The organism is Streptococcus varani (genome assembly GCF_001375655.1).
GTDB classification, from domain to species: Bacteria; Bacillota; Bacilli; order Lactobacillales; family Streptococcaceae; genus Streptococcus; species Streptococcus varani.
The window spans coordinates 354,771-366,414 of sequence record NZ_CTEN01000004.1; the positions used below are offsets into that span (position 1 = coordinate 354,771).

Annotated in this window: 11 protein-coding genes and 2 pseudogenes; 3 read left to right on the plus strand and 10 right to left on the minus strand. The window is 37.8% G+C overall.

Annotated features, from left to right (window positions below; all coding sequences use genetic code 11):
* Positions 1 to 29: 29 nt before the first annotated feature.
* Positions 30 to 701: a potassium channel family protein gene (locus tag BN1356_RS10395; protein WP_093651316.1), complete on the plus strand. Its 672-nt coding sequence runs from the start codon at positions 30 to 32 to the stop codon at positions 699 to 701.
* A gap of 19 nt (positions 702 to 720) precedes the next feature.
* Here BN1356_RS10395 and BN1356_RS10400 read toward each other — a convergent pair whose 3' ends face one another.
* Genes BN1356_RS10400 through BN1356_RS10410 form a run of 3 tightly spaced genes read right to left on the minus strand, consistent with a single transcriptional unit; the run spans position 721 to position 3,240 of the window.
* On the minus strand, positions 721 to 1,563 hold the full coding sequence (locus BN1356_RS10400) for a metal ABC transporter permease (protein WP_093651317.1): 843 nt from the start codon (positions 1,561 to 1,563) through the stop codon (positions 721 to 723).
* A 2-nt stretch (positions 1,564 to 1,565) separates the two neighbouring features.
* Positions 1,566 to 2,294: a metal ABC transporter ATP-binding protein gene (locus BN1356_RS10405; protein WP_093651318.1), complete on the minus strand. Its 729-nt coding sequence runs from the start codon at positions 2,292 to 2,294 to the stop codon at positions 1,566 to 1,568.
* 19 nt (positions 2,295 to 2,313) lie between these two features.
* Complete coding sequence (locus BN1356_RS10410) at positions 2,314 to 3,240, minus strand: metal ABC transporter substrate-binding protein (RefSeq protein WP_093651319.1); 927 nt, start codon at positions 3,238 to 3,240, stop codon at positions 2,314 to 2,316.
* Between the two features lie 129 nt (positions 3,241 to 3,369).
* Here BN1356_RS10410 and BN1356_RS10415 point away from each other — a divergent pair, with 129 nt between their 5' ends.
* A complete protein-coding gene (locus BN1356_RS10415) occupies positions 3,370 to 4,017 on the plus strand; it encodes a metal-dependent transcriptional regulator (RefSeq protein ID WP_093651320.1) in 648 nt (215 codons plus the stop codon).
* Between the two features lie 264 nt (positions 4,018 to 4,281).
* A pseudogene (locus BN1356_RS10420) lies at positions 4,282 to 4,518 on the plus strand (transposase); the annotation flags it as partial.
* Positions 4,519 to 5,043: 525 nt separating this feature from the next.
* On the opposite strand, the gene BN1356_RS10425 reads toward BN1356_RS10420, so the two are convergent.
* From BN1356_RS10425 to BN1356_RS10455, 7 genes and pseudogenes are all read right to left on the minus strand, one after another.
* Positions 5,044 to 6,318 carry a class II D-tagatose-bisphosphate aldolase non-catalytic subunit gene (locus BN1356_RS10425; RefSeq protein ID WP_093651321.1) on the minus strand — a complete coding sequence of 425 codons (1,275 nt, stop codon included), beginning with the start codon at positions 6,316 to 6,318 and terminating at the stop codon, positions 5,044 to 5,046.
* A gap of 41 nt (positions 6,319 to 6,359) precedes the next feature.
* Positions 6,360 to 7,123 (minus strand): annotated as a pseudogene (locus BN1356_RS10430) (IS30 family transposase).
* Between the two features lie 130 nt (positions 7,124 to 7,253).
* Entirely contained in the window at positions 7,254 to 8,303 is a 1,050-nt protein-coding gene (locus BN1356_RS10435; protein ID WP_093651322.1) for a PTS fructose transporter subunit IIC, read from the minus strand.
* A 38-nt stretch (positions 8,304 to 8,341) separates the two neighbouring features.
* Positions 8,342 to 8,656: a PTS fructose transporter subunit IIB gene (locus BN1356_RS10440; RefSeq protein ID WP_093651323.1), complete on the minus strand. Its 315-nt coding sequence runs from the start codon at positions 8,654 to 8,656 to the stop codon at positions 8,342 to 8,344.
* Between the two features lie 11 nt (positions 8,657 to 8,667).
* Complete coding sequence (locus tag BN1356_RS10445) at positions 8,668 to 9,153, minus strand: PTS sugar transporter subunit IIA (RefSeq protein ID WP_245620338.1); 486 nt, start codon at positions 9,151 to 9,153, stop codon at positions 8,668 to 8,670.
* Positions 9,131 to 11,056 carry a BglG family transcription antiterminator gene (locus tag BN1356_RS10450; RefSeq protein WP_093651325.1) on the minus strand — a complete coding sequence of 642 codons (1,926 nt, stop codon included), beginning with the start codon at positions 11,054 to 11,056 and terminating at the stop codon, positions 9,131 to 9,133. Before BN1356_RS10450 ends, BN1356_RS10445 begins: the two co-directional genes overlap by 23 nt.
* 206 nt (positions 11,057 to 11,262) lie before the next feature.
* Entirely contained in the window at positions 11,263 to 11,520 is a 258-nt protein-coding gene (locus BN1356_RS10455; protein ID WP_093651408.1) for a DUF896 family protein, read from the minus strand.
* Positions 11,521 to 11,644: the final 124 nt, after the last annotated feature.

The window sequence follows — 11,644 nt, forward strand, 5'->3', positions numbered from 1 at the left end:
CCTTTTTCTTCAAGGAGAATCTTTTCATTATGCAAAAACATACTATTGGAATTCTAGGTCTGGGTGTTTTCGGAACTAGTATAGCAAAAACACTTTGCAAATATGATTGTAATATCATCGCAGTGGATGACCACGACAGCCAAATCAATCAGCTAGAATCTATTCTAACCAGAGGTGTCGTCGGTGATATTTCAGACAAGGACCTCTTACGAGCCGCTGGCATAGATACCTGTGATACAGTTGTAGTAGCAACGGGTAGCAATCTGGAAGCCAGTGTCTTAGCTGTTCTTCACTGCAAATCTTTGGGCATCCCTAAAGTAGTTGCTAAGGCCAAAAGTAAAACAACTCGTGAGGTTTTGCTCAAAATTGGAGCTGACCGGGTTATCTCCCCTGAAAGGGAGACCGGTATCTCTTTGGCAAAACATCTGCTGCATGATGATACAACTCACGTCATTGAATTAGATGAATATGTTTCTATCATCGAATTTAATCCCCCTGTAAAATGGATTGGTAAAAGTCTTGGTGAATTAAAATTGCGTCAAAATTATATGATGAACATCATTGGCTACCGCAGCAAATACAATAATGTCTTGGAAGTCCAGCTGACACCAGACTATATTTTCAATGAGGATGAATTGATTGTCGCAGTAACAGACAACCAAACCGTTGATCATTTTGAAGAATACACAAATAAAATCTAAAACGCTTCGATCCTTGAGATCAAAGCGTTTTTTTGCGGAAATGTTTTTGGGGAATGATTTGTTTGGAAGATAAGAAAAAGGAGATAAAAAAGATGATTGTCGAGGTCAGTACAATGCTAGACCCCGCAGCGATGTTAAAGGTATAGCCTAAAAAAAGTCCCAATACTGATGTGAAGGCACCCAGCCCCGAAGCCAAGCAAATCATATTCTTTAAACTAGAAGCAAAGAGATAGGCCGTTGCTGCCGGAGTGATTAACATGGCTACAATCAAAATGGTTCCCACACTTTGCATAGCTGTTACAGAAACCAAGGTCAAAATCCCCATTAGTAGGTAGTGATAAAAACTAACATCCATACCCATAGACTTAGCTAGAACCGGATCAAATGAGGTCAGCAAGAGCTCTTTAAAGAAAAGGATAATCAAGGCAAACACAAGAGTTGATACCCCGATAGTAATCCATTTATCACTATCTTGAACAGCTAAAATATTCCCAAAAAGAATGTGGAAAAGATCTGTCGAACTATTTGCTAAACCTATGAGGATAATCCCTAAAGCTAAAAAACTAGAAAAAGTAATGCCAATAGCAGTATCTCCTTTAACCACGCTGTTTTCCTTAATAAAGGTAATAATGAAGGAAGCCAGTAAACCAAAAACGATAGCTCCAACAAAAAAGTTAATTCCTAAAATAAAGGAAAGTGCAACCCCTGGTAAAACAGCATGAGAAATTGCGTCCCCCATGAGAGACATAGACCGTAAGATGATAAAACAGCCTACTGCACCGGAAACAATACCAATGACAACTGCCGTAATTAGGGCATTTTGTAAGAAATGGTACTGCATCAGTCCGTCAATAAATTTCATCACTAGTCATCATCTCCTTTCTCTATAAAAATTCTATCCCCATAAGCTTGCTTTAGGAATTTTGCATGGAAGACATCATCAACATTGCCATAGGCAATCATTTTTTTATTTAATAGTAATAACATGTCGAAATAGCCTTCAACCTTACTCAAATCATGGTGAACGACTAAAATAGTTCTCCCTTGATTGCGCAAACTTTTTAGAATATCCATTATGATGTTTTCGCTAACCAAATCAATTCCAATGAATGGTTCGTCCAGAAAGATTGTCTGGGCATCTTGAACCAGACATCTGGCCACTAACATCCGTTGAAACTGTCCTCCCGACAAGGTCTTGATTGACCGATCTTTAAAAGTCAGTAAACCAACTTGATCTAAAACAGCATCAACTTTACTCCAATCATCTTTTGTCAACCTACGAAAGAGACCCACTTTCTTATAGAGTCCCAAAGAAACACATTCTCTTACAGTGATTGGAAAATTGTAATCAATGTGACTTTTTTGTTCAACATAAGCAATCGAAGTTTGAGATTTATCCCCTTTTTCCTTATCTAATAAAACCTGTCCGTCGTAAGAAATCAAGCCAAGGATAGCCTTCATGAATGACGACTTCCCTGCTCCATTTGGCCCAATAATCCCGACTATGTTTCCATGATCAATTGTCACTGAAACCTTTTCTAGTGCAAACTGTTCCGCTTCATATCTGACAGATAAATCTTTTGTTGTAATCATAATTCCTCCCAGTCAGTTTCTATTGTCCCAAACCTTCCGCTATCTTATCCAAATTCCATTTCATCATTGCATAGTAACTATCACCTTCTTCTCCTTCTCTAGAAATTGAGTCGGTAAAGAGCTGAGAGTAAATGTTGATTCCTGTCTCTCGTGAGATCGTTTTCATAGGCCGATCGTCCACACTGGACTCTACAAAAAGAGCTGACGGTCTTGGTCCAGCCTTGAGCTTCTCCACCAAGGAAGTTGTTTGTTGAGGAGTCCCTTCTTCTTCCGTGTTGATTTCCCAAATATAGGCTGATGGAATATCATAGGCTTTTGAGAAATATTTGAAACAGCCCTCACTGGTTACGATAAGCTTTTTATGACTTGGAATAGCGTCAAATTTTGATTTTGCTTCCATATCCAAAGCAGATAATTTTTTGATATATTCATCTAGATTTTTTTGGTAAAAGGCTTCATTTTTTGGATCCTTTGCCATTAATTCTTTAGCAATATTTTGGGCATAAATCATTCCGTTTTCAAGATTAAGCCAAGCATGAGGATCTTCCTTTCCTTTTTCACTTTCCCCTTCTAAATAAATCACCTCAACACCATTACTAGCTGCAAAGTAATCTTTATTTTCTTCTTTCTTAGCATTCTTTACTAATTTCGTAAACCAGGCGTTTCCGCCATTTTCCAGATTAATCCCATTATAGAAAATGAGATCTGCTTTGCTCGTTTTTTCCACATCTTCCGGTAATGGTTCATATTCATGGGGATCTTGACCGATGGGTACGATGCTATGTAGATTGATTTTATCTCTGGCAATATTTTTGGTCATATCCGCCAAAATTGAGTTTGTGACGACAACGCTCAATTTTTCTTTATCCTCAGTTTTACTACTTGAACAAGCTCCAAGAAGGCCAACAAGGCAAAAAAGTCCGATTAGCTGTAGTGTTTTTTTCATAGAATCAACTCCTTAGTTTTAATTAATTATAAAATTAGGGGAACCTAACTTTATAATTAGTATAACATAGTATAGAATGATGTCAAGCTTTTCTATTTTTTGATATAATAAAGTATACGGAGGTTGAACATGACACCAAATAAAGAAGATTATCTCAAGATGATTTATGAAATCGGAGAAACTGAAGATAAGATCAGCAATAAGCGTATTGCTGAACGGATGGGCGTATCCGCTCCCTCAGCTTCCGAAATGATTAAGAAATTAATAGCAGAAAATTTAATTATAAAAGACAAGGATTTGGGTTATCAAGTCACTAGAGAAGGCTTATCGCTCGTATCCGAACTTTATCGCAAACATCGTTTAATCGAAATCTTTCTCATGCAAAAACTACAATACAACATTGAGGAAGTTCATGAAGAAGCTGAAATTTTGGAACATACTGTTTCAACATTTTTTATCAATCGTCTAGAAGAATCTCTGGGATTCCCTTCTTTTTGCCCTCACGGTGGAACTATTCCCAAGAGAGGTGAATTACTGGTGGAATTGTATCACCAATCTTTGGCCCATATTGAAGAAATTGGTTTCTATATGATCAACCGTGTTCACGATGACTTTGATTTATTGAACTATTTAGAAAAAAATGGTTTGGCTATTGGAATGACGGTTGAAATTAGCCAGATTGATTCATTTGCAGGAACTCATACATTGGTCTACCCCGGCAACCGTTTGGCTATCCCAACAAGCATTGCCAAACAAATTTATGTCAGCCCTGTTTAACCATAAGAAAAAGGAAATTTCTCGATTGAAATGAGAAATTTCCTTTTTTTTATAGTCAAATGAATGAGCTTTTGGACTAGGAACTGCGGTGCAGGCAACTCAAATAGTCTGGGAATAGACTGTTTGAGCTTGGAAATAAAAGAGGCTGGGCAAAAACCAGCTTCAGAATATAAAAAACGAGCATTTCCGCAGTTGGAGATGCCCGTTTTTATATGCCATGGTTTATAATTATAATAACCACAAAACAACTAGAAAGCCATGACTATGTATAAAGAGTATAACACAAATCAGTTGAGTTTGGAACTAAATCTTGCCTACAATATTCCTATGAATCACGAGGTTAGATTGATCAGTCTTTTTGTGGACAGTATCCCTAATCATGTTTTATTGGAAGATAAATCACACACTGGCCGTCCTGCCTTCCATCCGGCTATGCTCATGAAGATGACGCTCTTCGCCTACGCTCGTCAGGTCTTTTCTGGTCGCAAAATGGTTCATGTCAGAGGCAATCAAGCCGTCCAAACGGAGATCGGCTTCCTATTCATGAGCATGAATCTCACAAAATTGGCTAAGAATCTCGACCCTAAAAATTCAAATACTCAAAAACCACACAGTGATTTTTTCATCTTGATTGTTTTCAAGACTGAAATCTCTGTGTGGTTTTATTTGAAGCTACTTTTTGCCCAGCCTCTCACCTTACAGTCTGAGGACAGACTGTTGGAGGTCCGAAATAAAAGAAACTAAGTTTCTCTCAACTGGAGTACGGCAAGCCGATAGTGACAACGTATTGAAGTTAATTCAAAAGACTATATTAAGATTCTGGATCGTCCAGATATAAACTATTTCTTTGTTTTTACTTATTGGGCCAATTGAGTGCTTCCTTGAATTGATAGGAACTGGTATCTTCCATATCTCAGAAATAGGAAGTCTTCTTCAAAAAATTTGGAAAGAGTGAGTTAATCGTAAAAAATTCACTGGAATCAAATTAGATCTCTGATTCATTAAAATAATGGAGCCTACATTTTTTTATCCAAGCACTTGTTTAATCCGGCTTGTTACACCTTTGAGATTGTAGCATTCTGCATAATCACGAATAGGGCGCTTAATATGGTCAATAACATAACGTTGCCCATCAATATCATGTGCTGATAGATTAGCATAAAGCTTTTCGATTTCAGTTTTGACAGTATCATCGTTGAAGGTATAGTGACCAGCGATATCTAATATTTCTTCTTGAAGTTTCTTATCGCCAGACAAAATTTGCTCAACTGTCAAATCTTTTTGTTCTCCAACCATCCATTTTCTCCAACGTTCGCTTTCGATAGCTTTGATTAGAAGAGTTTCAGCTACTTTAGAGGCTTCCGCAACAAGACCGTACTCAACCAATTTTGCCTCGACCTTAGCAAGATTCAGATATGCACGAGTTTCTTCTGTACCGTATTGAGGTGCCACGTTTGTTGCTGTGATACGAGATGGAATATGTTCTAGTAAGGTAACATCGTCCAGATAATCACCATTGTGTTCTTTGAGACCAACACCATATCGCTTAGCCATTTGGGATAATTCAAAGGCGTTTTTAAAATTGAAATGACCAACTTGTTCTGTTTTTCGGGTCAAGGTCCCTGTTTGACCAACAATAAAGGTTGGCATTGGTAGGTTTCGTCTTCCAAGTTCTTCTTGAAGTCCAAGAATGAAATTCTCATAGGTTTCGGTAGAAGTGAGTCCACCGTTGGTTTCTTCTGTGCCCACTTCATAGCCAATTTCTGGCAAATTTCGGGCCTTACGTTCTCTTTCACAGAAATCAATCAGTTCAACAGTTCTTTCTAGGACTACATCTAGTGGAATGACTTTTCCAACTTCAAATGGATCTTTCGTAGGATCAATCATGAGCAGATCGAAGCCAGCTTCAATATCACCGATATAGGATAGTTGTCCCAGTTTCATAGCTTCTTCAGTTGGCAAATGATCGTTGCGTTCCTTATCACGTTGCCAAGGCCCCCCATGATCTCGGCAAAGATAATATAGATTGTCATAGCCAATTTTTTTTGCTACTTCTTCTACAGCCTCAGCAAAGCTAAACTGATTCCAACCATTGACATAGCCCCCTCCTAGCTCGTCTAGGTCAACCTGATTCCGGCTAGCTATGAACATAACTGGATAGTCATCTTCTTTGGAAAGTTCCAAAGTAGCTTGGACACAATTTTTTGACATTGGTCCAATCCCAAGGATTGTAGCACTTTCACCAGTTTCCTGAAGTTTTAATAGTCCTTGAACAGTTTTTTTAATTGCGCATGTTGTCAAGTCAAGTGCAACAAGTTGATTGATAACTAGAGATCCAGAGGTTAAGCTATTTGGGCTATCCCAAATAGGAATTTTGAAGATTGGTATTGAAGAAGTCGTCTCGGGCGCTCATTGATGGCTGTGATATAGTTGTCAAGTTCTTCAGAGGTTAGTGAATTAAAAGAGTTTCCTTTAGGGATATATTCTCTGAGGAGACCATTGAAGTTCTCATTTGTACCTCTCTCATGTGAAGAATATGGATGTGCAAAGTAAACATCAACAGCTTCCAAGTCTGAGAGTAAACTAAATTCAGAACCATTATCAGCTGTAATGGATGCAATAGGATACTGACCATCTTAGGTAAATCGATTGGTTTTATAACTAACAGCCCCTCTTTGATATAGCGATAAATGGTTTTGGTAGAGGGAACAACCTCCTCAGGATGATTTGCTTTATAAGTCTGAACGAAACTATCTACGCTATGAAGACGAATTTTAGCTTTCAAGGCATATCCTAATTGCTCAATGAATTTAGCGGAGCAGTCATTCAACTTGAGATAAGAGCACTTTTGACGATTGGATTCATAGACACGCTGTCCGCTATCAGCGAAATAGGCACTGAAATAGGTACGTTTCCCATTCTTATCCTGTACCTGATCCACCGAACCACGTTTGATTTCTCGACTGATTGTCGACCGGTGACGACCTAGAAGACGAGCGATTTCAGCCGGTTTCTTTCCCATTTTAAGATAAGCAGCCATTTCGCCACGTTCCGAGGCTGAGAGATGAGAATAGGTTGATTTTTTGGTAGAATGAGTGTTGGACATGTTCATCTGCTTTCTATACTGAGTTGGGGAATTCTAGTATATCAGACGAACATGTCTTTTTTGTTGCACTTCATTTTACAACGCGGGGTTTTTTTAATTGGTAATTTACTCATAATTTTCTTCCTTCTCCTTATAATTCTGATTCATCAAGATTGGGTTTTGTAAAGTGGAGCATGGCTACGGATACAAACGTCCCGATAAACATGGCAATAACATACCAAAGTTTCCCATTTACAACAGGCAAGATGATAAGACCGCCATGTGGTACGAGAGCTTCAACATTATTCATCATCCCAAGGGCACCACCAACAGCACTTCCGACGATAATGGCTGGTAAAACACGCTTCATATCTTTTACAGCAAATGGAATAGCTCCTTCCGTAATTCCAATGAGGCCCATAAAAAGAGCTGACATCCCCAAGTCACGATCTTCTTGATTGTATTTCTTCCGATCAATCAAGGTTGAGATAGCCATAGCCAATGGTGGAATGGCAACTGCAATACGGTGGGCACCATTTGGAGCATAAACGCCTTCTGCCATCAAAGCCAGAGTGAAGGCTGTGGCTGTTTTATTAATAGGTCCTCCCATATCAATTGCTGTCATAGCACCGATTATCAGACCGAGGACAATTGCACTGCCACCCTGTAATTCACCAAGTGTCGCTACCAACCAATCCATAGCTGCACCAATCGGGGCAGAAATGATATAGATATAAAACATCCCTAAGACAAAAGTAGTCAGTACTGGTACAATCAGGATCGGCATAATAGTTCGTATTGTATTATTGACCTTCCAAGTCTTACACCATTTTACAAAGTAACCTGCAACAACACCCAAAAGCATGGCTCCTAAGAATCCCGTTTTAACTTGACCTTCACCGATTGGATTATTGGCAACATAACCAAGAATCATGGCTGGTGCAATACCTGGCTTCCCCGCAATAGAATAAGCGATATAACCCGATAAAATCGGAATCATCATAGAAAAACCAGCAATCCCAAGATCAAGTAAATTCTGCATGAATTGGCTAGTTACCTCCATACCACCATCACCCGCGTTACCGGTTGAAAGAGCCAGAGCGATAAATACCCCACCAACAACAACCGAAGGTAGCATGTATGATACACCTGTGTTGAAAGCTTTTTGCAAGTCCTTAAAAACTTTGTTTTCCTGTTTCATATTTTTCCCTTTCAATAAAAATTGAATATAGTAGACGGTTATAGTTTTTCTGCCGCGTCAATAATTTCAGCAGGATGTTTGATGACCTGACTAGGATCTACATGGAGAACTTTTCCATTATCCTCTTTTTCTTCGAAGCGTTCCTCACCATCAATACCAATGGCAACAGCAAGTATAACCAGGTCAGCAGCATCTACTTCTTGCTGCTCTAGTTCATTTTCGATTCCCATGCTTCCCTGAGTTTCAACCTTGACTTCATAACCACGCTTGCGGCATTCTTTTTCGATAGCCTCCTGCGCCATATATGTATGAGCGACACCTGTCGGACAGGCTGTTACAGCAACAATTTTCATAAGATTCCTCCTTATATTTCAATAGATGTTAATTGTTGATAGACATTTTCAGTATCCGCTTGCTTCAATAATTTATTCCTAAAATCTTCGTCCAGTAATTTTTTACTAAGTTGAGAAATAAACTTCAAATGGAGTTTTACATACTCTGATTCGGGAACGCCAATCAAGAAGATTAATTTGACTGGTTCGTCTTGGTTCGCCTCCCAAGCAATTTCCTTATTTAAGCGCATAAAAGCTATAAAAGGCCTTTTTGCAGCATCTGTTTTTCCGTGAGGGATAGCAATCAAATAGCCAATGGCAGTTGAAATTTCTTCCTCTCTCGCTAAAATTGCCTGTAAAAAATCTTCTTTATTAGTGATATACTCATTCTTCAAAGCTTCTAGAGCAATATGTTCTAAAACCTGATTTCGACTATTGAAATCTTTGTCTAGAAAGATGAGATTTTTTGAGATGACGTCTATTGATATTTGGTGTTCACCCATTGGCATTTCCTCCATAAAGTTTATTTAAAACATTTGATGCGGATTTCTCTTTCCGAATTAGCTGTAAATACTGAGGACAATCAATAATATTGTAAATATCTGACAATAGCCCTTTGCTACGAAGCCTATCTTCCGTACTAATGCAAATGACAAAAATCAAATCTACAAAATAATCACCCCATTTGATTTTTTTACTATTTTTTATCAAAAATATTTTTGACTTCAGACTATTTTGCGGATTTCCGTGAGGAATAGCAACTCCCACGGGCAAATCAGTTGCCCCTAGATTTTCACGATGAAATAAATCATCGATAAAAGCCGGTTTAACAATTCCCCTCTCAACTAATTCTCGACCAAACTCCTTGAAAAAGCTTTTCTTGTCAGGAAACGCTGCATTAAGTATCATTTCCTCTTCTGTCAAAAAATTGTAGAGATGATGACATTTTGTCGCTGTCTTGGTATTTGAAATAATGCTAGGTTTATAACCAGCTATCTTGATATTTTCCATGTCTTTTTCCGTTAAAAACGGAGAAACCAGCACAATATCCTTGTTTGGAATATTTAAGTGAACTGTCGAAATAATGAAGTCAAACTTATCAATATCCATATATTCTAGCTCAGCAACTGATGATAGCTCTAGGGTATCAAGAGAAGGTAGAGCTTGTTTGATACGGTTAACAAGCAGTTCTGATGTGGCAACACCCATCTGGCAAACGACTAGAATACGTTTATTAATTTTTGCCCTCTCAATTGCGGATTGAAAATAAATGGTCAAAAAAGCAATTTCATTCTCATTAAAAATAACCTGATAGTTCTTCTCAATCTCTACAATAAGCAGGGAAAGCAGATTAAAAATCAAAGCAAATTCCCTTTTGATCTGATCTGTGAAAGGATTTTCAACTATGACATTGGCCTGTAATCGATAGAGCATGGCTGGAATATGCTCTGCTAATTGTTGCTTTAACTTGCTGTCTTGAAGAAAGGATACCTTTAGACTTTGCGACATACCGACCAATAATTTTTTAGTAAAATCATCAAAGGAAGCCTGATTCTCCCCTTTCTCAAATCGGTTTAATACAAGTTGTCTTGAAAAATACAAGTTATCTGCTGTGGAAAATAAAATCCCTAGGCGTAGATTCACTTTCTCAAGAATCTTAATAGAACTTTCCTCAAAGAACTTTTCGGAACTTTTCGGTCTCTGCTTATGATGGTATCCCTTGGCACAACGATAGACTAGAACAATTAGACTACTGAGAAGATTTTGGACATAATGGTCAGTAATTACAGAAATATTTTCTCTGATATACGTGTAAAAGATATTCTGACAAGTCTTGACAATTTCATCTCCATAATAACGAGAAAGTATATCTAGATGATGGGGCATCATTTCTTTTGAGTAAATTTCAACATGGTCCATGATAAAGCGATTAAAACGCAACATAGCTTTTTGAAATCCAACTTCTGACCCTGCTAAACGAGTTCCATAACGTTCTCCAACTAAGTTTATCTCCCTATCCTCGGTTAAAACAGAGGTTATGAACTCAAAATCTTTGGCAATAGAAGTCTTACTAACTAAAAATTGGTCTGACAAAGATTGGTAGGTTAAAGCTTTTTCTTCAAAAAGTAAGTAACTCATAATTTTCAAACGGCGCTCTAGAACAACATTTCTATCCAAATCCAGATCTTTTTTAGTTCTCCCAAAGGTATTTTGACCTGACTTTACAAGTTGAACTCCAACTCCCCTCTTCTTTTCCAAACTATTACCAAGACTTTGTAGATAGTCTGCAATCACATTTAATTCCGTGTAGATAGTACGTCTGGAAAGTCCGCAAGAAAGTGCGATAGATTCGACTGTTACAAAATTCTTGGCATTCTCAAGTATTTGAAGAATATCCTTCTGACGTTTATTTAATAACATCCTTCTCCTTTCTAGCGCATTTATGATTACGCTTTCATTTTATCTTTAAAAATTAATCCTGAAAATAACATCTTCTTGCAACAAGTTCTATTTTCTCTCATAAAGATGTTGCAAAACTATTTTTAGGATTAAATAAAAAAACACATGAGGTCATCTTTTAGGAAAAAGTCTGATTTCATGTGTTCATATTTGAACAAGATATTTTATTAAGATTCTGGATCGTCCAGACTTCTACCATGAAGCCCTTGTTCCCTTTGAACTTGGCGAATTTTTTCTGGTGTGACATCGTTGCCTTCTTCATCAACGAGTTTGATTCCAGCGATATGATGTCGGAGGGAACGTTTATAGCCTTCGATATACTCTTTACGAAGTTCGGCCTGTTCAACTTTTTCAGGTCCAGTCAATCCAACTGTTTTTTTCTTTTTGGCCAACTCATTAATCCGAGCAATTTTATTAGGGTGCATGCCAGTTCCTTTCATTTTTACTTTTTTAGATACTTTTCTAGGTGGTACGGATATCAGCACTTCTTAAGGCGACCATGACTAATTTTTGGAATCGCAATTTCAAAAATTCCGAAATAGATAGCAC